Genomic DNA, 24,899 nt, shown 5'->3' with positions numbered 1-24,899 from the left:
CGGCACCCGGACGCGGACGCGCAAGCGCCGCGAACCCGGACCGGGGTGGACGCGGACGTCCAGCGCGCCGTGCTACATAGCGCGGCAACCCCCGGCCGGGTGGGATTCTCCCAAGGAGCTGTTCTCATGCGCTACCCCAGCATCATCGCGGCCCTGCTCTTCACCGCCACCGCCGCGAACGCCCAGGAATACGACGAGCACGTCCACGACGGTTTCTACCTGCGCCTGCAGGTGGGCGGCGGCCACCTGCGAGCCACGGCGGCCGACTTCTCGCCCGAGGTCGCGGTGAAGGGCGCCAGCGCCAACATCAACGCCGAAATCGGCTTCGCGCTCTTCAACAACTTCATCCTCTACGGCAAGCTCTACGGCGCCGGCGCACCCAACCCGAGCATCCAGGTGGGTGACCTCTCCGTCGACAACGCGAACGAGGAGTGGAGCCAGAACTTCGGCGCGGTGGGCCTGGGCGTCACCTATTACTTCATGCCCGCCAACATCTACCTGTCCGGCGCCATCAGCTACACCCAGCTCTCCATCACCGAGCAGGGCGAGAATGTCGCGGAGACGGACCTGGGCGGCGGCCTGCACCTGGGCATCGGCAAGGAGTGGTGGGTCAGCAAGAACTGGGGCCTGGGCATCGGCGCCGAGCTGGCGCTGGGCCGCATCCGGGACGACAGCAACAATGACAACTGGAACGTCACCAACGTGTCCATCGTCCTCTCCGCGACGTACAACTGACGCGCGCCGCAGTGGACGCCAGCCTCAGCCCTGCTGGTTGAGGCTGGCCGCGAGCGCTCGCACCGCCACGCGCGGGCTGAAGCGCACGCCCAACGCCCCCACCCAGTTGAGCAGTCCGTGGATGGAGAGCACCCGGCCGCGCAGCATCATCGCGTAGGCATGGGCGGCCACGTCCTCCGCCCTGGCCACGCCCGGCCGCTGGAATAGCCGCGTCTGGCCGTTGCCGGCGCGCTGGGTGAACTCCGTGTGCGTGGCGCCCGGGCAGTGGCACGTCACCGTCACGCCCGTGCCCTTCAGCTCGTGCGCCAGCGCCTCCGACAGGGACACCACGAAGGCCTTGGTCGCGAAGTACGTGGCCATGAAGGGCCCGGGCTGGAAGGCCGCGGTGGAGGCGACGTTGAGGATGCGCCCGCTGCCCCGCTCCCGCATGGGCCGCGCGAACAGGTGCGACAGCTTCAGGAGGGCGGTGCAGTTGACCTCCACCATCTCCGCCTCGCGCGCCAGGTCCTGCTCCAGGAAGGGGCCACACGAACCGAAGCCCGCGTTGTTCACCAGGAACTCCACCGCCAGCCCCTTCGCGCGCACGGCCTCGAAGAGCTGCTCGGGAGCCTCCGGCCGACTCAGGTCCGATGGGAAGACGTGTGCCTTCACCCCATGGGCCTGCTCCAGCTTCACCGCCAGCGCCTCCAGCCGCGGCGCGCTGCGCGCGACCAGGATGACGTCGTGTCCATCCTTCGCGAACAGGTGTGCGAACTGCTCTCCCAAACCCGCCGAAGCTCCGGTGATGAGCGCCACTTTCCGCGACATGGATGTCTCCTCCAGGTGCCGCCTTATAGCCGAGCGGCTCGAGCGTGGCTGCCCCGCGAACATCCATCCGCCCCGGCAGGCGGGGCTGCCGGGCGGCCTCGTGGCTTGCCGCGTCCTGGCGGGGTGGTGAGCTTCCCGCCCACCCAGGGGAGGGCGACACATGAAGCGAGGCATTCTCACGGGCTTCACCACCGGGCTGCTGACGACCACCGCGGCCTCCGCATGCCCCACCTGCCGCCCCGACGTGGTGGCCGCCATTTTCGATGAGCACTTCTGGGGCCGGCTGTTGCTCACATTCCACCCCTTCCTCATCCTCCTGCTCATCGTGAGCGCGCTGTATTTCGCCACGCGAGAAGTCCCTGCCCCCGCGCCGGTGAAGCAGCGCGCACGGAGACAGGGGCGGGAGCGCTCCCGGTGAGTGGCCGGAATCGCGGCCCGCTCGTGCTCGCGGGACTGCTGCTGGGCGTGGGCCTGGGCGGCTTCGTCGATGGCATCCTCCTGCACCAGATTCTCCAGTGGCACCACATGCTCTCCACACCGCTGCCGCCCGATGACGTGGTCAGCATCAAGGTGAACATGTTCTGGGATGGCCTCTTCCACGCGCTCACCTGGGTGGTGACGCTCGCGGGCGTGTGGGTCCTGTGGCGCGCGGGGCAGCGCTCCGACGTGCCGTGGTCCACCCGGACCTTCGCGGGCGCCATGCTGGCGGGCTGGGGCTTCTTCAACGTCGTCGAGGGCATCCTCGACCACCAGCTCTTCGATCTGCACCACGTGAAGCCCGGGCCGGACCAGCTCGCGTGGGATGTGGGCTTCCTCGTCTTCGGCGCGCTGCTCATCGCCGCGGGCTGGGCGTTGGGACGCGCGGGCCGCGAGGACCGGGTCCCCCGAGGCGGACTGCGTGTGCCCCACCCGGCGCACTGACAGCAGCTTCACCCCTTGGCGACGCTGGCGGTCCTCGCGCGTTCGCGCAGTGCGGCATTGCGCGGGCCTTCCGGGCGGGCGGCCACGATTCCATGACAGTGGACTGCGGGCGCGCGTGGTGCTGGTGAGGCACGGAGGGGCGGCGTACATTGCGCGCCCTTCCACAGGGCTGGCGGGGTTCACCGCCGCCGGGTCCGTGGGCAGGCGCTACCGGAGGGCTCGGCCATGGAGAAGGTGCTCAACTACATCGGCGGTGAGCTGCTGCCCGCGCGCGGCGGCGGGTGGCTGGACAAGCCCGAGCCCGCCACTGCCAGGACGTACGCCCACGTCCCGGACTCCGACGCGTCCGACGTCCAGCACGCGGTGGAGGCCGCAGCGCGGGCCTTCCCTGCCTGGGCCGCCACCCCAGCCACCGAGCGCTCGCGCATGCTGCGCCGTCTCGCGGACGGCATCCGGAGCCGCCTGGACGGCTTCGCCCGCGCGGAGTCCATCGACACCGGCAAGCCGCTGTCGGTCGCCGCCACGGTGGACATCCCGCGCAGCATCCTCAACTTCGAGTTCTTCGCGGACGCGGTGACGCAGTTCTCCAGCGAGGCGCACCAGACGGACGACGTGGCCCTCAACTACACCCTGCGCGCGCCGCTGGGCGTGGTGGGCTGCATCTCCCCCTGGAACCTGCCGCTGTACCTGCTGACGTGGAAGATTGCCCCGGCGCTCGCCATGGGGAACTGCGTGGTGGCCAAGCCATCCGAGGTCACGCCGATGACGGCGTACCTGCTGGCCCAGGTCTGCCGCGACGTGGGCCTGCCGCCCGGCGTGCTCAACCTGGTGCACGGCCTGGGCCCCAAGGTGGGCGCCGCGATGAGCGAGCACCCGGACATCAGCGCCATCTCCTTCACCGGCAGCACCCGCACCGGCGCGGAGATTGCCCGCGTGGCCGCGCCCGCGTTCAAGAAGTTGTCGCTGGAGATGGGCGGGAAGAATCCCAACGTCATCTTCGCGGACTGCGACTTCGACGAGGCGCTGGCCACCACGCTGCGCTCGTCCTTCTCCAACCAGGGGCAAATCTGCCTCTGCGGCCCGCGCATCTTCGTGCAGCGGCCCCTCTACGAGCGCTTCAAGGAGGCGCTCGTCACGCGAACGCGCGCGCTCAAGGTGGGTGACCCGCTGGAGGCGGGCACGGACCAGGGCGCGCTGGTGTCGCAGCAGCACTTCGACAAGGTGCTGGGCTACGTGAGCCTCGCGAAGCAGGAGGGCGGGCGCGTGCTCACCGGCGGGCAGCGCGCCAGCGTGCCCGGACGCTGCCGCGACGGCTGGTTCGTGGAGCCCACCCTCATTGAAGGCCTGGACGCGGACTGCCGCACCAACCAGGAAGAGATTTTCGGCCCGGTGGCCAGCATCATGCCCTTCGACTCGGAGGACGAGGTGCTGGCGTGGGCCAACTCCACGAAGTACGGCCTGGCGGCCAGCGTGTGGACCCAGGACGTGAAGCGCGCGCACCGCTTCGCCTCGCGGCTGCACAGCGGCATCGTCTGGGTGAATACGTGGATGCTGCGCGACTTGCGCACGCCCTTTGGCGGCGTGAAGGACTCGGGCGTGGGACGCGAGGGCGGCTGGGACGCGCTGCGCTTCTTCACCGAGCCGAAGAACGTCTGCATCAAGCTGTGAGCCCCCCTAGCCCCCACGTGAGGAGCACGCCGTGAGCAGTGACAGCGCGCGAGTCGATTCGCAGAAGGCCCCCGAGCCGGTGGGCCTGTACCCCCACGCCCGGCGCGTGGGCAACCTCCTGTTCCTGTCCGGCGTGGGCCCGCGCGAGCGCGGCACGAAGAAGATTCCCGGCGTGGAGCTGGACGCGGAGGGCCACATCGTCTCGTACGACATCGAGGCGCAGTGCCACTCCGTGTTCCGCAACGTCCGCTACATCCTGGAGGACGCGGGCTCGTCCTGGGACAAGCTGGTGGACGTGACGGTGTACCTCACCGACATGAAGAAGGACTTCCCCACCTACAACCGGCTGTGGGCGGAGTACTTCAAGGACAACCCGCCGTGCCGCACCACGCTTGAAATCAACCGGCTGCCCACGCCGATTGCCATCGAGCTCAAGTGCATCGCCACCATCGGAGGTGAATGAATGGGCCGCCTGACTCCCATCAACTTCAAGAAGTGGATTGACGAGCACCGCCACCTGCTCAAGCCCCCCGTGGGCAACCAGCAGGTGTGGGAGGACCGCGACTTCATGGTCACCGTCGTCGGCGGGCCCAACGCGCGCACGGACTTCCACATCAACGAGGGCGAGGAGTTCTTCTACCAGCTCGAGGGCACGATGAACCTGCGGGTCATCGACGAGGGCCAGGTGCAGGACATCCCCATCCAGGAAGGAGAAATCTTCCTGCTGCCGCCCAACGTGCCGCACTCGCCGCAGCGCCCCGCGGGCACGGTGGGCCTGGTGCTGGAGCGCCGCCGCCAGCCGAAGGAAATGGACGGCTTCATGTGGCTGTGCCCGCGGTGCGGCGAGAAGCTCTATGAGGAGTTCGTCCACGTCACCAACCTGGTGACGCAGCTGCCGCCCATCTTCGAGCACTTCTACGGCAACCCCGACAACTGCACCTGCAAGAAGTGCGGAACCCAGGTCGTCAAGGGAGGCCCCGCCCGTTGAAGGTCGACATCCACACGCACCTCCTCCCCGCCCACCTGCCGCGCTTCGCCGAGCGCTACGGCGACGGCGGCTTCATCACCCTGGACCACCACGCGCCCTGCCGCGCGCGCATGCTCCGCGATGACGGCAAGTTCTTCCGCGAAATCGAGAGCAACTGCTGGGACCCGGTGAAGCGCATGGAGGAGTGCGACGCGGCCGGCGTCCACGTCCAGGTGCTGTCCACCATCCCCGTGATGTTCGGCTACTGGACGAAGCCGGAGCACGGCGCGGACCTGGCGCGCTTCCTCAACGACCACCTCGCCTCCGTGGTGCACGCGCACCCCAAGCGCTTCGTGGGCCTGGGCACGGTGCCGCTCCAGTCCCCAGAGCTGGCGGTGCGCGAGCTGGAGCGCTGCGTGAAGGAGCTGGGGCTCGCGGGCGTGCAGATTGGCTCGCACGTCAACGACTGGAACCTGTCCGACCCGGCGCTGTTCCCCTTCTTCGAGGCCGCCAGCGAGCTGGGCGCGTCCGTCTTCGTCCACCCGTGGGACATGATGGGCGAGGCGAAGATGCAGAAGTACTGGCTGCCGTGGCTGGTGGGCATGCCGGCCGAGGTGTCGCTGGCCATCTGCTCCATCCTCTTCGGCGGAGTGCTGGAGCGGCTGCCCAGGCTGCGCTTCGCCTTCGCGCACGGCGGCGGCGCGTTCCCCCACACACTCGGCCGGATTCAGCACGGCTTCGAGGCGCGGCCGGATTTGGTGGCCGTGGACAACAAGGTGCCGCCCCGGGACTACCTGGGCCGCTTCTGGGTGGACTCGCTGGTCCATGACGCGGACGCGCTGCGCTACATCGTCCGGCTCTTCGGCCAGGACAAGGTGGCGCTCGGCAGTGACTACCCCTTCCCCCTGGGCGAGGACCGCCCGGGCACGCTCATCGAGTCCCTCACCGAGCTGGAGCCCGCCGCGCGTGAGCGGCTGCTCTGGCGCAACGCCTTCGACTGGCTGGGACGCGCCCCCGAGGACTTCGCACCATGACGACGCCGTACCCCTTCGAGGACTCCGAGGCCTTCGCGCGGAAGCTGGACGCCGAGGACGCGCTGCGCGGCTATCGCGACGCGTTCCACTTCCCACCCGGCCCGGACGGCGAGCCGGTGGTGTACCTGGCGGGCAACTCGCTGGGCCTCCAGCCGCGCAACGCCGCGCGCTACATCCAGGAGGAGCTGGAGGACTGGGCGCGGCTGGGCGTGGAGGGCCACCACCAGGGCCGCCACCCGTGGCTGCACTACCACGAGCTCGTCACCGAGCAGGCGGCGCGGCTGGTGGGCGCCAGGCCCCTGGAAGTCGTGGTGATGAACACCCTGTCGGTGAACCTGCACCTGATGATGGTGTCGTTCTACCGGCCCACGAAGCAGCGCTTCAAAATCCTGGTGGAGGCCGGCGCCTTCCCGTCGGACCAGTACGCCGTCGCCTCGCAGGTGCGCTTCCACGGCTACGACGCGCGCGAGGCCGTGCTGGAGCTGAAGCCTCGCGCGGGTGAGGAGACGCTGCGCACCGAGGACATCCTCGCCACGCTGGAGCAGCACGGCCACGAGGTGGCGCTGGTGATGCTGGGCAGCGTGAACTACCTCACCGGGCAGGCGTTCGACCTGGCCGCGATTACGAAGGCCGCGCACGCCAAGGGCTGCTTCGTCGGCTTCGACCTGGCGCACGGCGCGGGCAACCTGAAGCTGTCGCTGCACGACGACGGGCCGGACTTCGCGGTGTGGTGCTCGTACAAGTACCTCAACGCGGGCCCGGGCGCGCTGGGCGGCGTGTTCGTCCACGAGCGGCACGCGAACACGAAGGACCTCCCCCGCTTCGAGGGCTGGTGGGGCCACGACAAGCAGACGCGCTTCCAGATGGGGCCCACCTTCAGCGCGCTGCCGGGCGCGGAGGGGTGGCAGCTCTCCAACCCGCCCATCTTCCAGCTCGCGGCGCTGCGCGCGTCCCTGGAGCTGTTCGACCAGGCCGGCATGGCGGCGCTGCGCGCCAAGAGCGAGCGGCTCACCGGCTTCATGGAGTTCCTGCTGGACAAGCTGCCCGAGGGCTTCGTGCGCATCACCACGCCCCGGGACGTGAAGCAGCGCGGCGCCCAGCTCTCCCTGCGCTTCAGGGGCGAGCCCCAGGGCCTGCTGAAGCGGCTGGGCGACGCGGGCGTCATCTGCGACTTCCGCAAGCCGGACATCATCCGCGCCGCGCCCGCGCCGCTCTACAACTCCTTCACGGACGTGTACCGCTTCGTGAAGACGCTGGAGGGCCACGCCCGTGAGTGAGGCGCGCAAGGACACCGTCACCGTGGTGGGCGCGGGGCTGGTGGGCGCGCTGCTGTCCATCTACCTGGCGCGCCGGGGCCACGCCGTGGAGCTGCTGGAGCGGCGCCCGGACATGCGGCGCGAATTGGTCGACGCGGGGCGCTCCATCAACCTGGCCATCTCCACGCGCGGGCTCCATGCGCTGCGGCAGGTGGGCCTGGAGGACGAGGCGCTGAAGCACGCCATCCCGATGCGCGGGCGGATGATTCACCCGCCCCGGGGCGAATGCGTCTACCAGCCCTACGGCAAGGATGACTCGCAGCACATCAACTCGCTGTCGCGCGCGTGGCTCAACGCCTTCCTCATGACGGCGGCGGAGGCCACCGGCAAGGTGAACATCCGCTTCAAGCAGCGGGTGACCGCGGTGGACTTCGGCTCAGGCGCGCTCACGGTGCACGACGATGCGACCGGCGAGGTGCGCCAGGAGCCCGGCCGCGTGGTGTTCGGCACGGACGGCTCCGCCTCCGCCATCCGTCAGGCGTTGGAGCAGCGGCCGGACTTCCAGGGGACGCAGGAGCAGCTCGGCCACGGGTACAAGGAGCTGACGATTCCGGCGGGCCCCGGCGGCGCGTTCCAGATGGAGAAGCACGCGCTCCACATCTGGCCTCGCGGCACGTTCATGTTGATTGCGCTGCCCAACGAGGACGGCAGCTTCACCTGCACGCTGTTCCTGCCCTGGCAGGGGCCGGTGAGCTTCGCGTCCCTGGACACGCCCGCGAAGCTGGAGGCGTTCTTCGACGCGCAATTCCCTGACGCGAAGGCGCTCATCCCAGACATGGTGGAGGCGTTCTTCTCGCGCCCCACGGGCAGCATGGTGACGGTGAAGGGCGCGCCCTGGCACGCGGGCGGGCAGACGCTGCTGCTGGGCGACGCGGCGCACGCCATCGTCCCCTTCTTCGGCCAGGGGATGAACTGCGGCTTCGAGGACTGCGTCGTCCTGGACCGACTGCTGGGCCAGGGCGCAGGCTGGGAGCAGGTCTTCACGGACTTCGAGCGCCTGCGCAAGACGAACGCGGACGCCATCGCCGACATGGCGGTGGAGAACTTCGTCGAGATGCGCGACAGCGCCGGCGACCCGCGCTTCCAGTTGCGCAAGGCCGTGGAGAAGGTGCTGCTCAACGCCTTCCCGGACGCGTTCGTCAGCCGCTACTCCCTGGTGAGCTTCAGCCGCGTGCCGTACCGGCTGGCCTATCAGGTGGGCGCGCTGACGGACGGCATCGTCTCCGAGCTGAGCGAGGGCCTGGCGCGGGCGGAAGACGTGGACCTGACGCGCGCGGCGGAGCTCATCCGGAGCCGGCTGGCGCCATTCATGAAGGAGCACGCGGATGGATTTCGGACTGAAGGGTAGGCGCGCGCTGGTGATGGGCGCGTCCGCGGGGCTGGGCTACGCCATCGCGGAGGCGCTGGTGAAGGAAGGCGCCACGGTGGCCATCTGCTCGCGCGGTGGAGAGAAGCTGGAGCGGGCCGCGAAGACGCTGGGCGCCGCGCTCGCGGTGCCGTGTGACTTGACGCAGCCCGGGGCGGCGAAGGCGCTGGTGGAGGCTGTCACCGCGAAGCTGGGCGGCGTGGACGTCCTCGTGGTGAACACGGGCGGGCCGCCGGCGGGCGGCTTCGAGTCGCTGACGGCGGAGCAGTGGCAGCTCGGCTTCCAGAGCCTGTGGATGGCCGCGGTGGATGGCATCCAGGCGGTGCTCCCGGGGATGAAGGAGCGCCAGTGGGGCCGCATCGTCCTGGTGACGTCGCTGGCCGCGCGCGAGGCGATGAACAACCTGACCATCTCCAACGGCCTGCGCGCGGGCCTGCTCGGGCTGGTGAAGACGGTGAGCAACGAGGTGGCGCAGCACGGTGTCACGCTGAACGCGGTGCTGCCGGGCTACCACGCCACCGAGCGCATGCAGCAGCTCGGGCTGACGGACGAGAAGGTGGCGCCGCAGATTCCCGCGCGGCGGCTGGGCCGCCCGGAGGAGCTGGCCGCGCTCACGGCGTTCCTCTCCTCCGAGCAGGCGTCGTACATCACCGGTCAGTCCATCGCGGTGGACGGCGGCGCGCAGCGAGGCTTCTGAGCGCGTCAGCCGGACGCGGACCTCGCCGGGCGCCACGCCGCGTCCGGCGAGGTTCAGTCAGCCGGAGCCCGGGTGAAGAGCCGGCCGCCCAGCTTGCGCTGGCGCAGCTCCCGCTCCCACGCCGCCACGCGCGCCGCCTGTGCCTCGGCGGCGCGGCGCTTGTCGGCCGCGTCCGCTTCGTCGAGCTGCTGGTCGAACGCCTTCGCGTCGGCCAGGCCTGACTCCGAGCCGTCTGGATTCACGATGACGTAGGTCCCGTCCTCGAGTTGCCGCATGCGCCCCGCGGCGATTTCGGCCTCCACGTCGATGGGACGGGCATCTCCAATCGCGGCCGCCACCGCCAGCAGGCTCTCGTGCGGATCCAGCGGCGCCGGGGGCATGTCCACGCCATCACGACGGCTCGTGACGCTCCAGTCCGCGTGGGTGATGGGGTCCATCTGGAGCGTCATCACATCACTGAGGTGATGGTTGAAGTGGCGGATGGGGAGCGCGGCCCCCAACAACCCCAGCGGCAGGCCGACACACGCCACCGCCATGGTCGTCGCCACCACGCGGGCGCGCAGGTTCGCCATGACGTGGGTGCACACACAGAACACCAGGAAGAGGCCGCCCAGCACCGTGAGCTGCGGCATCATCCGGATGGGGTCGACGAAGCGCTCGAACTGAACCCACCCCACGAGGATGGGCACGGCCCATAGCGCGCCCGCCAGGGCGAATGAGCGAGCCCTCATCCTGGGCAACGCCGCCGGCGCGCCCCTCGGGTCGCGGCGCCGCGCGACGAACGCGTGCAGCACCCCCGCGAGACAAATGAGGAACGCCCCGATGGCCAGCAGACGCCCCGCGCTCCACAGCGGCTCGCCCGCCATCACATCATCAAGGAAGTGGGACACCCCCAGGGTCAGCAGCCCCCCTCCCGCGATGTAGAGCAATAGATAGACGACGCCCATGATGCCCCCTCAAAAGGACTTCTCTTCAAAACGAACCTACCCTGTCGAATCTTGACCTGTGAAGAACCAAGCGGGCGACTTCGCAGCCAAAGCCTCACATCAAGGCCTGCACCGCGGCCACGACCTGGGGCCATTCCCGCGAGCGCGGGTCGATGACCTCGAAGTGCCCCGCGCCAGGCAAGGTGACGCAGCGGACGTCGTCCCCAAGCGCACGGCCGCGCGCGCAGAAGTCCTCGCTCATCGACACGGGCACGGTGTCGTCCTCCGCTCCATGGACGAGCACCTGCGGCACCCCGAGCGGCTGGAGCGCCGCGGGCGAGGCCGTGCGGTAGCGCTCCGGCACCGTGGACGGCGTGCCACCCAGAAACGTCTCCACGATGCCGTCCCCCAGCCGGTGCGCGAACGCGCGCGGCAGGTCCACCACACCCGCCAGCGGCACCACGCCGCGCAGGGACAACGGCGCCTCGCCGTGAAGCGCATCACCGGGCCGCAGCCGGTGCCTGGCTCCCAGCCACGCCACCAGGTGCCCTCCCGCCGAATGGCCGAGCGCCACGACGCGCGAGAGGTCCAGCGCATGCGCCCGCGCGAGCGTGCGCAGGAAGTCGGTGCCCCGCGCCACGTCCTCCAGCGTGCCGGGCCAGCCGCCGCCTTCGTGCCCCACGCGCCGGTACTCCAGGCTCCACGTCGCGAAGCCGCGCCGGGTCAGGTCCGCGCACAGGTGACCGGCGTGCTCCAGCCCGTACTTCGCGCGCCAGAAGCCTCCGTGCACCACGACCACCACCGGATGCGGCCCGGGGCCATGGGGGACACGCAGGTCGCCGAACTGGTGGGACTCCGTTCCATACGGGATGCGCGCGTCCGCGGCGGGCGCGGGCGTCTCCAGGACCCACATCGAGCTCATGGAGGCATCCTACCCGGTTGCGTGGGCCCACCCGTGGAGGCATAGCCAGGGCGCCCCCCCCACCCCGGAGTCGCCGATGTCGAAGCCGCCCAAGAAGGTCACCACCGTCCGGTGCGCGTGCGGAAGCGTGGAGGTCGAAGCGCGTGGCGAGCCCATCATGACCACCGCTTGTTACTGCGATGACTGCCAGGAAGGCGCCCGCCGCATCGAGGCGCTGCCGGATGCGCGCCCCGTGCTGTCGCCCGACGGCGGCACGGAGTACGTGCTCTACCGGAAGGACCGCGTCCGCTGCGAGAAGGGCGCCGAGCTGCTGCGCCCCCACAAGCTCCAGGAGAAGTCCGTCTCCCACCGCGTCGTCGCCACCTGCTGCAACACGGCCATGTTCCTGGGCTTCGACCGCGGCCCCCACTGGGTGTCGGTGTACCGCGCCCGGTTCCAGCAGCCCGCCCCGCCCGTGGAGGCCCGCGTCCAGACGAAGTTCAAACCCGCGAGCGTCACCTTGCCAACCGACGTGCCGAGCTACCCAAGCTACCCGCTCGGGTTCATGTTGAAGCTCGTGGGCGCCCAGGTGGCCATGTGGCTCGGCCGTTGAGGCGTGACGCATCGCAATAAAAACGCCCGTTCCAGTGTCCACCGGCCATCAGTCCGGGAGCGTCCATGGTAGGCTTGAGTGTCAGCAGGCGAGCTTGAAGGTTTCAGCGCAAAGATTTTATACTTCAGGTCGGCAGATTTAGACTTGATTTCATCTCCCCAAGTGTAAATACCTGCGTCCACGGATTCCTTCCGCCGCACCGACGGCGAGGAACCCGGCTTGGGAGGTACGGACAATGGACGCGAAAGGGCTACGGACGTTCTTGGAAATTCCCTACGACGAGTTGGAAGAGCGCAACCTCAAGGTCAAGGAGCAGCGTCTCAAGCACATCGCGCCTGAGAAGCTCCGTGACGAGCGCATCGACTACCTGACGAAGGAACGCGCCATCAAGGCGGTCACCGTGTGCTTCACCGACCTCGAGGGTCGGCTGCACATGCTGGACTACGACAAGAAGTTCCTCATCAAGAGCGCCGACAACCTGACGTTCGATGGCTCCTCCATCCGGGGCTTCTCCGCGCAGCAGGAGAGCGACCTGCGGCTGAACATCGACTGGGGCGCCTTCTACTGGCTGCCCTCGGACATCTTCGGGCCGGGCAAGGTGCTGGTGTTCAGCGAGGTCCTGGAGCGTGACGGCTCGCCGTACCACGCCGACCTGCGCGGCAAGCTGAAGCAGCTCACCGAGTCGATGTACCAGAAGGACGGCACGGTGTTCCACGCGGCGCCCGAAATCGAGGGCTTCCTCTTCAAGGGCCGCGACGCCGAGCGCCACTACCACGAGACGGGCCGCTTCGACTTCATCTCCATCGGCGGCTACTACCACTCGCTGCCCGGCGACGTGCTGCGCACGTTCATCGACAAGGTGGCCGAGGCCCAGCGCGCCATGGGCTTCCAGAACGAGAAGGACCACCCCGAGGTGGCGCCCAGCCAGTTCGAGATCAACTTCTCGTACAGCGAGGCCCTCATCGCGGCCGACCAGATTCAGCTCTACAAGCTGCTCAGCCGCCAGGTGGCCGCGCAGCTGGACTGCACCGCCAGCTTCCTCCCGAAGCCGGTGACGGGCGTCAACGGCAACGGCATGCACGTGAACATGTCGCTGTCCAAGGGCGGGAAGAACCTCTTCTACGACAAGGACGGCCAGGACGGCCTCAGCCCCATGGGCTGGGAGTTCATCGACCGCATCCTCAACAACGCGAACGACATCTGCCTCACGCTCAACTCCAGCGTGAACGCGTACCGCCGCCTGGACCCGCACTACGAGGCGCCCAATCAAATCAAGGCCAGCGCCAACAACCGCGGCGCGATGGTGCGCATCCCCTTCGGCAACGAGCGCAGCGCGCGCGTCGAGTGCCGCTCGGTGGCGCCGGACGCCAACCCGTACCTGGTGCTCTACACCCTGCTGCGCACTGGCCTGGAGGGCCCGCAGCCGCAGGAGGACGCGGAGACCAAGCGCAGCCGCACCCGCTTCCTGCCGGACAACATCTTCGACGCCATCCGCCTCTTCAAGGGCAGCCAGTTCGTGTCGTCCATCCTGGGTGAGAGCGTGCAGAGCAAGTTCGCCGAGCTCAAGACGTCCACGGCCGAGCGCAGCCCGAAGCAGCTGGGCAACCGCGTGAAGTACTCGGAGATCGTGTTCCACCACGAGATCACCAACCAGTACCTCTGGAGCCAGTTCTAGGAACGGAAGAGAGGCCGCCGTCCTCCCGCGACATGGGGAGGCGGCGGCTTCGCGCGTTACAGCGGTTCGCTGCGCAGCGCCGCGGGCGGCTCGGAGGCCCGGGGCCGCGACAGCCGCAGCAGCACCAGTCCCGCGACGGTGGTGAGGACCATGGTGACGCCTTCACGCGGGCTGGCGCCGAAGGCCACCAACGTCAGCCCCAGCCCCAGCGTGGGCACCGCCAGCAGGGCGTGAAGCGGACGCAGCCCCCGCTCACGCCGCCAGGCCAGCGCGGCCAGCGCGGCCGAGGTGACGCCGTACTGCATCAGCACCGCGATGCTGGAGAGGGCGAACAGCTCCGACAGGTCGCCCAGGTTGACGAACAGCAGGACCAGCGCCCAGGTGACGACCAGCGCGCGCACCGGCACGCCGCCGGCGGACATCCCATCCAGCCCCAGCAGCGTGTGCTCGCCCGCCGCCAGCGCGGACAGGTAGCGCGGCGTCGTCACCATCATCCCCAGGCAGATGCCCAGCGCGGACACGCTGGTGCCCGCCTTCACCCACCCCTCGAGCCCAGGCCCGCCCCACACGCCCGCCGCCGCGGCCAGCGGCGCGGCCTGGGTGGCCAGCTCCGGCAGCGCGGCCACGCACGCCCACACCAGGCCCACGTACAGCAGCACCGCCACCAGCAGCGAGCCCACCGTGGCCAGCGGCACGGTGCGCGACGATGAGCGCACCTGCCCTGCAATCACCGGGACGATTTCGAAGCCCTGGTAGGCGAACATCACCGTCAACCCCGCGCGCAGCCAGGACACGTCCATGGCCGGGCGCGCGGCCACCACCTGGGCGGGAGGTGGCCCCGACAGCGCCAGGAACGCCACCAGCAGCGCGGCCAGCGGCAGCAGCTTGACGACGGTGAGCGCCGTCCAGGTCCCCGCCGACACGCGAATGCCGGACGCCACCACGCCCGCCAACGCCGTGACGAGCACGGAGGCGAGCACGCGCTGCCCCAGCGCCCCCTCCAGGCCCAGGGAGGGCGCCACCGCCTGGGAGAGGCCGGCCACCACCGCGGCCGTGCTCAGGAACGCGCTGACGTAGGCCACCCACCCCACCAGGAAGGACGCCCGCTCTCCAAAGGCCGCGCGCGCGAAGAGGACAGGCCCGCCGTCCGCGTCGAACCGCCGGCCCAGCACGGCGAAGGCCAGCGCCACCGGTATCAGCGCGAGCCCGGTGAGCGCGAAGGCGGCAATGGCGCTGGCCCCCGGCGCCAGCGCGGCGACCTCCGCCGGAGCGAAGAAGATGCCGACGCCGACGATGCCATTGACGCCAAGCGCGAGGAGCTGGAGCGGCCCCACCGGACGCGACGCGGACGCGGGAGCAGAGGAAGGAACCGGCACGGAGGTACTTCACTACAGTTGAGCGCCGGGCATCAATGCACCGGGCGGCCCCCTTCGTCATGGTTGCGGACGCCGAGCGTTCCGGCCCGATATCCAGGCCGCTTGCGCGCGCCAGCGCAGGGCCCCCACCACCACGCCGTAGGAACGGCAAGTCCTGCCGGGGTTGGCAAGCCTTGCCGCACCGAAATGGCGCGGGCGCGGCAACAGCTGCCTCACCTGCGATGGATTCTCCAGGCACCGGCGCGGTGCAAAGGCTGGCATCCGGGTTGCTCTTCCCCTGCTCGCCACGCTCCGCCGGCCCGCATGACGCGACGCCGCGACGAGGGTGTGAAGCCAGGAAGAGCTCCATGAAGAAGTCGCTTTCGTTCGTGTCGAAGTCCGTTGCCGCGCTCGCGATGCTCAGCGCCCTGCCCGCCCTCGCGGGGACCGCGACCTACTCGGGTTCGCTCTGTACGTCTGTCTCTGGCTTCGCGAACCCGACCATCTTCCGCAGTGGTCGCCTCCTCAACTCGACTTCGAACACCATTGAGGTCGTCTGCCCGATTCAGCGCAACGTCTCCATCCCCTCTTTCACGGAATCGCTGTCCGTCAGCGTCACCGCGCTGGACCCGCACCTGACGGAGAACGTCTGCTGCACCGCGACGGTGGCCGAGAAGGACGGCACCGCCCTCGCCTCGTCCGCGGCGTGCTCCAACTGGGGTGCGAACACCTCCAGCCACAACACCTTCTCCATCAGCCTGCCGTCGGTGTTCGCGAGCCTCAATGGCTACGTGAGCCTGCGCTGCGTGCTGCCGGGGCAGTACACCAGCGGCTCCAGCACGTACTCGTCCGTCCTCGCCAGCTTCGTCGTCACGGAGTAGCCACCATGCGACAGGTTCGTTGGGGAATCCTGGGTCTGGCCACGGCCGCCGTCGCCGCCGCCGTTGGGTGGAGCATGTGGGGGGCCACGCCCGAAGCCACACCGGCGCGCGTGGAAGCGGCAGAGGCCCGGCCCGGGTCCCCAGCGGACCTGACGTTGGAGGTGCGGGCGCTGCGCGCGGAGCTGGAGGCGCTACGCCGGGGACAAGGGCACCTGATGCGACGCGTGGAGTCCGTGGGGCCCCCCGCTCCGCTGCCCGTGCCCGGGGAGGAGGCAGCGCCCGAACCCCAGGCGGCGACGCCCACCTCGCCAAACCCGGCCACGCTGGAGGTGGCTCGCGAGGAGCGGCGGCAGGAGTTGGAGGCCGAGTTGCAGGCCGCCGCCCATACCGAGCCGCGTGACAGGGAGTGGGCGGGGCAGACGGAGACGCTCGTCACCCGTGCGTTCGGCGGTGCGGACTTCGCGGGCTCACGGCTGACGCGCGTGGACTGCCGCACCCGGCTGTGTGTGCTGGAGGTGGAGCACGACGCGGCCGAGGCGCGCGCGGAATTGCTGTCATCGCTGATGAGGGTGAACGGCCTCCAGGGGCAGGCGGTGATGCGGCCCGCGGACGACGGCGGCCGGCTGACCTCGCGCATCTACCTGTCGCGTGCGGGTGAGGCGCTTCCCATGACGCTGCGACCGTGAGACGCCCGGACGTGTGGAGCCCGGACCGGCGCACGTCTGGACGCGCCCCCGGTTGCCCGGTCCAGTGTGGGCGTGACAGCATTCTCTGCCCCGTCATGGCCCATTCACAGCCCAGTGCTCGCGACACGCGCCCTCTTGGGAGCGCCCCGGAATCATCAGACTCCGGCGCCTCGTATCTCCTGGTGTTGGAGGGGGACTCGACGTCGCGGTTCTCCCTCCCCGCCGAAGGCGTGGTGCTGGTGGGCCGCGACGAGCAGGCGGACCTGTGCCTGCGCGACGACAGCGTGTCACGCCGCCATGCGCGTCTGGTGTTGACGGAGGAAGGCGCGCGCCTGGTGGACCTGGGCAGCCACAACGGCACCACCCTCAACGGCCGCCCCGTGGACACCGCGCAGCCCCTGCTGTCCGGTGACGTGGTGTCCTTTGGCGCCGTGGTCGCGGTGGTGCGCACGCGTGCACGCGCCGCTCCCGCGCACGCCCCGCTCCAGGCGGAACGGCTGATGGCGCGGCTGCGCGAGGAGGCGGAGCGCGCCTTGCGGTATGGCCGGCCGCTCACCGCGCTGGTGCTCGCGCTGCCGGAGCGGGGCTGCGTGGGACACGAAGCCGCGGAGGCCTTGTTGGCGGCGGAGGCGGGCCCGGCGGAAGCCGCGGGCTGGCTGGACGGCTCGCACCTGCTGTGGATGATGCCCGAGGTCTCTGGAGAGCCGGGCGAGGATGGCCTGGGTGAGCGCGTCGGTGCGCTGCTGGCCGCGTGTCCCCAGGGGCGTCTGGGCATCGCGACCTGTCCTTCGGACGGCTGCGACGCGGAGTCCCTGGTGGCGGCGGCGCGTGCAGCGGCCCGGACCGCGGTGTCCGGCGCGTGGGCGCCCGCGGCCGAAGGCATCACCCGCCTGACGTTGGCGGACCGCACCGTGCTGGTCGCGGACCCCGCCATGGCGCAGCTCTACGCGCTGCTGCGCAGGCTGGCGGCCAGCGAGCTGCCCGTGCTGGTGTGCGGTGAAACGGGCGTGGGCAAGGAGAACGCCGCCTTCGCCGTGCACCACTGGTCTCCGCGCGCGGACAAGCCCTTCATCGCCATCAACTGCGCGGCCCTGCCAGAGGGGCTGGTGGAGAGCGAGCTCTTCGGCCATGAGCGCGGCGCCTTCACGGGTGCCAACGCCACCCGCGTGGGCCTGCTGGAGAGCGCCCAGGGCGGCACCGTCTTCCTGGACGAGGTGGGCGAGCTCCCCCCCTCCGCGCAGGCCAAGTTGCTGCGCGCGTTGGAGGTCCGCCGCATCACCCGCCTGGGCGACGTGCGGGAGCGCCCCATCGACTTGCGCGTGGTGGCCGCCACGCACCGGCACCTGGAAGCGGAGGTGACCGCGGGGCGGTTCCGGGAGGACCTGTACTTCCGGCTCGGCGCGGCGACGGTGCTGCTGCCACCGCTGCGGGAGCGCCCGCGCGAGGTGCCGCTCCTGGCGCGCGACTTCCTGGCCCGGGCGTGCCAGTCGCTGGGCCGTGAGGAGATGGAGCTGTCCGCGGGCACGCTGTACGCCCTGTCCCGACACGCGTGGCCCGGCAACGTGCGCGAGCTGCGCAACCTGATGGACTACGCGGCGGCCGCCGTGCCGGAGAACGTGGTGGAGCCGCACCACCTCCCCTCGCGCATGCAGCCTCGTGGCACCGGCGCGCCCACGCAGCCCTTGGCGCAGGACCTGGGGCCGCCTCCCGCGGCGGCGGAACGGGTGGCGACCCAGAAGACGCGTGTTCCCCTGGCCCAGGAGATTCGAGACCTGGAGCGCCGCCGCATGCAGGAGGCGCTCGATGAGGCCGAGGGCGTCCAGACTCGCGCGGCGGCGATGATTGGCATGCCCATCCGGACCTTCTCGTTCAAGCTGAAGCAGCTTGGACTGCACCCCCGCGCCTCGCGCAAAGGGACGCCCAGCGGATGACCTCCTCCTCCGGGCGATTGAATCCCCCCGCGGAGTTCGAGGAGTACCGGCTGCTGCGCCCCCTGGGGCACGGCGCCATGGGACAGGTGTTCCTGGCGCAGGACACGCTGTTGGACCGGCGGGTGGCGGTGAAGTTCATCGCCACGGCGCAGGGCCGGCTGCCGGACGCGGCGGCGCGCGCGCGCTTCTTCCAGGAGGCGCGCGCCATCGCCCGGCTCCAGCACCCCAACGTGGTGGCCATCCACCGCGTCGGCGAGGTGCGGGGTCAGCCCTACCTGGTGTCCGAGCTCATCCAAGGAACGCCGCTGGACCGGCTGCGACGACCGGTGGATGCACGGCTGGCGCTCACGTTGGGCCTCGGGCTCGCGCGAGGACTGGCCGCGGCGCACCGGCGCGGCATCCTCCACCGGGACATCAAGCCCGCCAACGCCATCCTGTCCGAGGACGGCGAGGTGAAGCTGCTCGACTTCGGACTCGCGGAGGCCGCGGTCGCGGAGGTGGAGCTCCCCACCTCGGTGGCGGGCGCGGACGTCCCGTCTTCATCAGGGCCAACACCCACCGACACCCAGCCGCTGGCTGGACCACGGCCCGTGGACACCCGGCCGCTCCCCGTCATGTCGGGGCGAGATACCGGCCCGCGCGCCGACACCGGGACAAGCGACCTCCCGGCGCCAGGCTCCGACGAGGCCCGACAGGCCTTCGTCCCAGGCACGCCGCTCTATCTCGCGCCGGAGCTGTGGCGCGGTGAGCACGCCAGCCGGGCCAGCGACGTCTATGCGCTGGGCGTGCTCCTCTACGAACTGTGCGCGGGCCGCGCGCCCCATGAGGGCGTGCCGTTGGAGCAGCTCGGCGCCGCGATACAGGAGCGTCCCCCCGCGCCCCTCGCCGGGCACGCACCGGGACTGTCGCCAGCCTTCGCCGCCATCGTGGACCGCTGCCTCGACGCGGACCCGGCCCGGCGCTACGAGTCTGGCGACGCGCTTCGAGCAGCACTCGAAGCGCTGAGCACGCCCACGCGCGCCAGCGCCCTCCCCGCCGGCAATCCCTACCTGGGCCTGCGCGCCTTCGATGCCGCGCACCGGGGCGTCTTCTTCGGCCGCGAGCCCGAGCTGCGAGAGGTCCTGGACCGGCTGCGCGGCGACACCTTCGTCCTGCTGGCGGGCGACTCCGGCGTGGGCAAATCCTCGCTGTGCCGGGCGGGCATTCTCCCTGCTGTCAGTCAGAGCGGCCTGGAGGAGGGCGACCCCGCGTGGGCGGTCCTCTCCGGGACACCCGGGCGCCGGCCGCTGGAGACCTGGGTGGAGCTGCTGGCCCCCGCGGCCGGGGAGCGCGCGGAGGCCCTGCGCGCACGCCTCGCCACCGAGGAGCCTGGCGTCCTGGCCCGGGCCCTGCGTCGCCGCCCCGCGAGCGCCCCGCCCCTGCTCCTCTTCATCGACCAGCTCGAGGAGCTCGTCACCTTCTCGGAGCCCACGCAGGCGGCCCGGCTCGCCGAGGAGCTGGCCCTGGTGCTGCGCCGCGCGCCCCGCGTCCACCTCCTCGCCACCGCGCGCAGCGACTGCCTCACGCGGCTGGTGGCCCTCCCAGGCCTGGGTGATGAAGTGCCGCGCGCGCTCCACCTGCTGCGCGCCCTCTCCGAACACGGACTTCGCGAAGCCGTGGAGGGCCCCGTCCGCGTGCTGGGCATGCGCTTCGAAAGCCCCGCCATGGTGGATGCCCTGGTCGCCTCCGCGGCCCGAGCGGAGGGCGGCCTGCCCCTGCTCCAGTTCGCGCTGGAGGCACTCTGGGAGGCACGGGACTCCCAGCGCCAGCGCATCCCCGCCGCCGCGCTGGAGGCCCTGGGCGGCGTGGAAGGCGCGCTGGCCCGTCACGCGGACGCGGTGGTCGCCCGTCTCCGGCCCGAGCAACGGCCTCGCGCCCGGGCGATGCTCCTGGAGCTGGTGACGCCCGAGGGCACGCGCCTGCGCCGCACCCAGGAGGAGCTGCTGCGCGGCCCCGACGACGACGCCGGACGCGCGGTGCTGGACGGACTGGTGCGCGGCCGGCTGCTCACCGCGGGCGAGGCGGAGGACGGAGACGGCGTATACACGCTGGCCCACGAGAGCCTCGTCACCGGCTGGGACACCCTGCGCGGGTGGTTGGGGCAGGACGAGCAGCGCCGGGCCGTGCGCATGCGCCTGGAGCGCGCCGCCGCGGAGTGGGAGCGGCTGGGCCACCCGCCCGAGCTGCTCTACGGCGAGCGGCAGCTCAGCGAGAGCCGCGCCGCGGGCCTCTCCCACGTCGAGAGGCCACGGGAGCGCGACTTCCTCTCCCGCTCGCGCCGGGCCGCGCGCCGTCGCCGGGTGACGCGTTGGCTGGCCGTGGCCCTGGTGCCCCTGGTGCTGGGCGGCGTGGTGGGCGTCACCCGCGTGCAGGCCCGGGCGCAGCTGGACGCCCGCATCAACCGCCACCTGGACGAGGCCCAGGCGCAGCAGGTCGCGTTGGACATGCGCCGCGCCGAGCTGGACCAACTGAGCACCCAAGCCTTCACCCTGTTCGACACGCCGGGCCCACAGAACCGCGAAGCGGCCGAAGCCGTGTGGACCCGCGCCCGACAGGCCCGGCAGGCGGTGGAGGAGGCCGCGCTGCGCGCCATGTCGGAGCTGGAGGCCGCCTGGGGGCTGGCGCCCGGCAACCCTCGGGTGAGCCCGCTCATGGCCAACGTGTTGGTCACGCGCGTGGAGTTCGCCGAGCAGGAGCGACAACCCGAGCAGCGCGCGCAGTGGCTCGCGCGGCTGGGGGCCCATGACCCCACGGGCGAGCTGCGCCGGGGGCTGACGGCACCCGCTCAACTGTCGCTCACCAGCGCGCCGGCGGGCGCTCGCGTGCGGTTGCTGGAGCCCACGCCAGCGGGAGAACCCTTCCCGGGGCGCGACCTGGGACAGACGCCCCTGCATGAGGTGGCACTGCCCGCGGGCTCCCACCTGCTGGTGCTGGAAGCGCCGGGCCGGTTTCCGGTGCGCGTCCCCGTGCTGCTCGCGTCCGGCGAGCGGCTGGCGCTGGAGGTCCCCCTTCCAGCCGCGGAGTCGGTCCCCGAGGGCTTCGTGCACATCCCCGCCGGACGCTTCCTCCAGGGCGCGTCGGAGAGCGAGTACCTGCGGCGTGCCTTCTTCTTCGCGCCGCCACTGCATCGCGTGGAGACGGACGCGTACCTCATCGCGCGGCACGAGGTGACGTTCGCGCAGTACATCGCCTTCCTGGAGACGCTCCCCCCCGAGGAGCGCGCCGCGCGGATGCCGGGCTCGCGCCGCCGCCTCACCGTGGTGGACCTGGCCCACGAGCCGGATGGCCGCTGGCGGCTCACCCTGCGTCCCGCGTCCGCCAGCTACAGCGTGAGGGACGGCGAGCGACTGCGCTACGGCAAGCGGGACCGCCGGCGGGAGCAGGACTGGCTGCGCTTCCCCGTGTCCGCCGTCTCCTTCGACGATGCCCTGGCCTACGTGGCGTGGCTGGACCGCACCGGCCAGGTGCCGGGCGCGCGCATGTGCACGGAGCGGGAGTGGGAGCGGGCCGCGCGAGGCGCCGACGGACGCCGCTACCCTTCAGGCGACTGGCTGGCGCCGGACGACGCCAACCATGACGCCACCTATGGCCGGGAGCCCTGGGGCTTCGGCCCCGACGAGGTGGGCAGCCACCCGCGCTCGCGGAGCCCCTTCGGCGTGGACGACCTGGTGGGCAACGTGTGGGAGTGGACGCGCTCCGACGTGGACCCGGAGAAGCCGTCCGCCCAGGGCGGCAGCTGGTACCAGAGCGACCTGACCGCCCACACCGCCAACCGGGACCGCGTGGAGCGCACGCAGCGGGAGGCCCTCATCGGCTTTCGCGTCTGCGCTACGCCGCGTCCCTGAACGGGCGTCCCCTGCCGGCAATCCCTGCCAGCTCCCTGGCAATCCTTGCCGTCCATTCCTGCTCGCGACACATGCCAGGACAGGGTTGCCTGCAAGTCCTGCCAGGGACACCGGGCGTCCGGTCGCGCCCTGGTGGGGTGGCATGGCGAATGCTCTGACGGCGCTCAACCCACAACGACCGAGGTGCCTCCCATGAAGTCCCGCCTCCGCATGCTCCGCCCCTGCTTCGCGCTCTGCCTGCTCCTCGCCTGCGCGCCCCCCCTGGACGAGACGGACGCGGCCCTGGCCCAGCAGTCCTTCGCGGCGGGTTCGGAGGACCCTGACTCCCACTCCCAGGGCACCCAGCTCCACGGCACCCCCGTGCGTTCGGTGATGTACGACGGGGCGCTCGTGCGGCACGCCGGAGCATTCCGGGACGCCGACGTTCAGCTGCTGCGCGGCGAAGTCGTGGCCGCCATGCCCCTGGCGGTGAATGGCTTCACGCCGAGCCTGATGATTTGCGGCGGAGGCGCCGCCGCGAACGAGACGCGAAGCTGCGGCTTCGTCGTGGACGGGCAAGGCGTCTGTTCACCGAGAAGCACCGTCACGCTCACGGGCGGTGACAGCGGCTCCCCTCGAAACCACTGTGCGGGTGCGCCCGTGGTTCGCGTCTGTTCGGGCGAGGCCCCGTGCGAGCACCAGGGACCGGGCTACCTCGCCTCCGCCAACAGCAGCTTCTCCCTCAACAACTGTCCCACGGTCGAGTTCACCTGTCCCGCCAGCGGCGTCTACACCGCGCTCGCCGGGCCGCGCACGCCCAACACCGCCTGGCGGATGCAGCTGACGAGCCGGTCGAGCACCTACCCCACGACGCGCAAGCTCTTCCGCGGCGAGGCGCTGATTGGCGCGCGGCTCCGTCAGCCGTCCACGGGCCCCTTCCTGGAAATCCAAGACGTCATCAATGGGAACGAGTTCCCGAACACCGAAGGCTCCGGCATGTGGGAGCCCAGCGGGCACACCTTCCTCTACCGGGTGCGCTACACGCCCAGCGGTGGCACGTCACCCGTGTCCCTGTGCTCCACGGGGGCGAACTGGGCCGTGCCCGTGAAGGGCGTCTTCAACCTGACGGGAGCGCGGAGCGAGAGCCCCCGGACGTTCACGCTGGGCTGCGACGCGGGCGTCATCGCCAAGTGCTACCGCTGGGGCTACCAGCCGTGGCGGGACGGCGCGACGTCCGGCCCCATCACCGAGGCCCACTGGTCCTGCACCCGCATGGCGCGCGCCGACTACTGCGGCCAGGGAACGTCCTTCACCCAGGACGGCACCCGCATCCGCCCCTGGGACGACCTGACGCCGGCCATCATCTCCGCGCCGTCGCCGGGCTCCGGCTCGGATGACCTGACGTTCGAGGCGGGCTGGAACACCGCGGGCCCCGCGTGCCTCAGCCACCTGCGCTGGAAGCACCTGACCGCGTCCTGCGTCCCGCTCAATCCCCCCATCTACGATGCGAACGGCGACATCGTGAACGACTGCAGGGACCCGAACACACCCTACAGCACGGGCAAGTGCGCGGAGATTTGCGACAACGCGGACGAGGCCGCCCACTACTACGGCAGCCGCGTCTTCAACAGCTCCGCCCTCAACACGCCCTGACTCACGCGCTCGCGAGGCGCTCCCAGTCCGCCTCGCCCTGGAAGACGTGCACCGCCAACCGCTCGCACACGGCCTGGTGCGAGCGCGCGGCGGCGCCGCCCACCCAGACGGGCAGTCCCCTGGGCAGCGCCTGGGTCAAACGCGTCAGGGTGTCCTCGAAGTCCTCCGCGCTCCGGCTGGCCACCGAGGACAGCCCCACGAAGTCGGGCCGCAGCGCCACCACCGCGCGGCCCAGGTCCTCCGCGGGAACGCGCTGCCCCAGCAGCGTCACCCGCACGCCCAGGTGCCGCAGCCGCAGCGCCGCGCCCAGCAGGCCCATCTCGTGCTCCTCTTCCGGGAAGCACGCCAGGACACCGTGCCGGCTGCGCCCCTGGGGCGCCGCGTGCAGCAGGCTCACCAGCCGCGCCCGCACCATCTGTGACACCAGGTGCTCCTGCGCCACGGTCAGCGCGCCCGCCTCCCATTGCTCGCCCACGTCGCACAGCAGCGGCGCCAGCACGTCGTCAAAGGCCTTGAGCGGGGGCAGCGCGGCCAGCACCTCGTCCAGCACGTCCGACACGCGCGGCTGGTCATACGCCTGGGCGGCGGCGAGCACGGACTCCCGCCACGTCTCCACATGGGTGCGCGGCTCCAGGCTGGCGCCGCGCACCGCCGCTTCCGCGTCCAGACCCTCCATCAACTGGGGCAGCAGCTTCGCCGCCTCGCTGATGGCCACGCCTTCGTCGGTGAGCCGCTTGAGCTGCTTGAGCACCGCCACGTCCCGGTCCGTATAGGCGCGGTAGCCCGCGGGGGTGCGGCGCGGCGTGAGCACGCCGTAGCGGCGCTCCCAGGCCCGGATGAGCTCCACCCGGACTCCTGCCAGCTCCGCGGCGATGTGGATTCGGTAGGTGCGCTCAGCCATGTC

The 24,899-nt window shown here is 71.0% G+C and carries 22 protein-coding genes; 17 read left to right on the top strand and 5 right to left on the bottom strand.

Features of this window, described 5'->3' with window-relative positions; translation table 11 throughout:
- Positions 1 to 126 precede the first annotated feature (126 nt).
- On the top strand, positions 127 to 735 hold the full coding sequence (locus tag HV826_RS10205; protein ID WP_176416809.1) for an outer membrane beta-barrel protein: 609 nt from the start codon (positions 127 to 129) through the stop codon (positions 733 to 735).
- 24 nt (positions 736 to 759) lie between these two features.
- Here HV826_RS10205 and HV826_RS10200 read toward each other — a convergent pair whose 3' ends face one another.
- A complete protein-coding gene (locus tag HV826_RS10200) occupies positions 760 to 1,542 on the bottom strand; it encodes an SDR family oxidoreductase (protein WP_176416808.1) in 783 nt (260 codons plus the stop codon).
- Positions 1,543 to 1,702: 160 nt separating this feature from the next.
- Between HV826_RS10200 and HV826_RS10195 the strand changes: the two genes are divergently transcribed.
- The 9 genes from HV826_RS10195 to HV826_RS10155 all read left to right on the top strand — a co-directional run bounded on the left by HV826_RS10195 (position 1,703) and on the right by HV826_RS10155 (position 9,511).
- Positions 1,703 to 1,960: a hypothetical protein gene (locus HV826_RS10195; protein WP_176416807.1), complete on the top strand. Its 258-nt coding sequence runs from the start codon at positions 1,703 to 1,705 to the stop codon at positions 1,958 to 1,960.
- Positions 1,957 to 2,463, top strand: a complete 507-nt coding sequence (locus HV826_RS10190) for a DUF2243 domain-containing protein (RefSeq protein WP_176416806.1) — start codon at positions 1,957 to 1,959, stop codon at positions 2,461 to 2,463. Before HV826_RS10195 ends, HV826_RS10190 begins: the two co-directional genes overlap by 4 nt.
- A gap of 225 nt (positions 2,464 to 2,688) precedes the next feature.
- Positions 2,689 to 4,131, top strand: coding sequence for an aldehyde dehydrogenase (locus tag HV826_RS10185; protein ID WP_176416805.1), 1,443 nt, complete (start codon positions 2,689 to 2,691; stop codon positions 4,129 to 4,131).
- 31 nt (positions 4,132 to 4,162) lie between these two features.
- Entirely contained in the window at positions 4,163 to 4,594 is a 432-nt protein-coding gene (locus HV826_RS10180; protein WP_176416804.1) for a RidA family protein, read from the top strand.
- On the top strand, positions 4,595 to 5,119 hold the full coding sequence (gene nbaC / locus HV826_RS10175) for a 3-hydroxyanthranilate 3,4-dioxygenase (protein WP_176416803.1): 525 nt from the start codon (positions 4,595 to 4,597) through the stop codon (positions 5,117 to 5,119).
- Positions 5,116 to 6,132: an amidohydrolase family protein gene (locus HV826_RS10170; RefSeq protein ID WP_176416802.1), complete on the top strand. Its 1,017-nt coding sequence runs from the start codon at positions 5,116 to 5,118 to the stop codon at positions 6,130 to 6,132. The genes nbaC and HV826_RS10170 overlap by 4 nt, the downstream gene beginning before the upstream one ends.
- Positions 6,129 to 7,409, top strand: coding sequence for a kynureninase (gene kynU, locus HV826_RS10165; RefSeq protein WP_176416801.1), 1,281 nt, complete (start codon positions 6,129 to 6,131; stop codon positions 7,407 to 7,409). The genes HV826_RS10170 and kynU overlap by 4 nt, the downstream gene beginning before the upstream one ends.
- Positions 7,402 to 8,796, top strand: coding sequence for an NAD(P)/FAD-dependent oxidoreductase (locus HV826_RS10160; RefSeq protein WP_176416800.1), 1,395 nt, complete (start codon positions 7,402 to 7,404; stop codon positions 8,794 to 8,796). Before kynU ends, HV826_RS10160 begins: the two co-directional genes overlap by 8 nt.
- Complete coding sequence (locus HV826_RS10155) at positions 8,774 to 9,511, top strand: SDR family oxidoreductase (RefSeq protein WP_163777764.1); 738 nt, start codon at positions 8,774 to 8,776, stop codon at positions 9,509 to 9,511. The genes HV826_RS10160 and HV826_RS10155 overlap by 23 nt, the downstream gene beginning before the upstream one ends.
- A 53-nt stretch (positions 9,512 to 9,564) precedes the next feature.
- Here the strand turns inward: HV826_RS10155 and HV826_RS10150 are convergent, their stop codons facing one another.
- Together HV826_RS10150 and HV826_RS10145 are read right to left on the bottom strand one after the other, a co-directional pair.
- Positions 9,565 to 10,458, bottom strand: coding sequence for a hypothetical protein (locus HV826_RS10150; protein ID WP_176416799.1), 894 nt, complete (start codon positions 10,456 to 10,458; stop codon positions 9,565 to 9,567).
- 94 nt (positions 10,459 to 10,552) lie between these two features.
- Complete coding sequence (locus HV826_RS10145) at positions 10,553 to 11,359, bottom strand: S9 family peptidase (protein WP_176416798.1); 807 nt, start codon at positions 11,357 to 11,359, stop codon at positions 10,553 to 10,555.
- Positions 11,360 to 11,435: 76 nt separating this feature from the next.
- Between HV826_RS10145 and HV826_RS10140 the strand changes: the two genes are divergently transcribed.
- Positions 11,436 to 11,951, top strand: coding sequence for a GFA family protein (locus HV826_RS10140; RefSeq protein WP_176416797.1), 516 nt, complete (start codon positions 11,436 to 11,438; stop codon positions 11,949 to 11,951).
- A 235-nt stretch (positions 11,952 to 12,186) separates the two neighbouring features.
- Positions 12,187 to 13,626: a glutamine synthetase family protein gene (locus tag HV826_RS10135; RefSeq protein ID WP_176410931.1), complete on the top strand. Its 1,440-nt coding sequence runs from the start codon at positions 12,187 to 12,189 to the stop codon at positions 13,624 to 13,626.
- 56 nt (positions 13,627 to 13,682) lie between these two features.
- On the opposite strand, the gene HV826_RS10130 is transcribed toward HV826_RS10135, so the two are convergent.
- Complete coding sequence (locus HV826_RS10130; RefSeq protein WP_176416844.1) at positions 13,683 to 14,960, bottom strand: APC family permease; 1,278 nt, start codon at positions 14,958 to 14,960, stop codon at positions 13,683 to 13,685.
- 389 nt (positions 14,961 to 15,349) lie between these two features.
- On the opposite strand from HV826_RS10130, the gene HV826_RS10125 reads away from it, so the two are divergent.
- The 5 genes from HV826_RS10125 (at position 15,350) to HV826_RS10105 (ending at position 23,995) form a co-directional block, all read left to right on the top strand.
- Positions 15,350 to 15,862 (top strand): hypothetical protein, encoded by a 513-nt coding sequence (locus HV826_RS10125; protein ID WP_163777750.1) that lies wholly within the window; start codon positions 15,350 to 15,352, stop codon positions 15,860 to 15,862.
- A gap of 5 nt (positions 15,863 to 15,867) precedes the next feature.
- Positions 15,868 to 16,548 carry a hypothetical protein gene (locus tag HV826_RS10120; RefSeq protein ID WP_176416796.1) on the top strand — a complete coding sequence of 227 codons (681 nt, stop codon included), beginning with the start codon at positions 15,868 to 15,870 and terminating at the stop codon, positions 16,546 to 16,548.
- A 182-nt stretch (positions 16,549 to 16,730) separates the two neighbouring features.
- Positions 16,731 to 18,479 carry a sigma 54-interacting transcriptional regulator gene (locus HV826_RS10115; RefSeq protein ID WP_176416795.1) on the top strand — a complete coding sequence of 583 codons (1,749 nt, stop codon included), beginning with the start codon at positions 16,731 to 16,733 and terminating at the stop codon, positions 18,477 to 18,479.
- Positions 18,476 to 22,363, top strand: a complete 3,888-nt coding sequence (locus HV826_RS10110; protein WP_176416794.1) for a protein kinase domain-containing protein — start codon at positions 18,476 to 18,478, stop codon at positions 22,361 to 22,363. Before HV826_RS10115 ends, HV826_RS10110 begins: the two co-directional genes overlap by 4 nt.
- A gap of 192 nt (positions 22,364 to 22,555) precedes the next feature.
- The gene (locus tag HV826_RS10105; RefSeq protein ID WP_176416793.1) at positions 22,556 to 23,995 is read left to right on the top strand and encodes an ADYC domain-containing protein; all 1,440 of its coding nucleotides are present in this window, start codon (positions 22,556 to 22,558) and stop codon (positions 23,993 to 23,995) included.
- A gap of 1 nt (position 23,996) precedes the next feature.
- On the opposite strand, the gene HV826_RS10100 is transcribed toward HV826_RS10105, so the two are convergent.
- On the bottom strand, positions 23,997 to 24,896 hold the full coding sequence (locus HV826_RS10100; RefSeq protein WP_176416792.1) for a MerR family transcriptional regulator: 900 nt from the start codon (positions 24,894 to 24,896) through the stop codon (positions 23,997 to 23,999).
- Between the last annotated feature and the right edge of the window lie 3 nt (positions 24,897 to 24,899).

The organism is Myxococcus sp. AM010, from assembly GCF_013372585.1.
GTDB lineage: Bacteria > Myxococcota > Myxococcia > Myxococcales > Myxococcaceae > Myxococcus > Myxococcus vastator.
The sequence above is the reverse complement of the archived record's forward strand: the minus strand, read 5'-3'. Positions and strand labels throughout refer to the sequence as shown.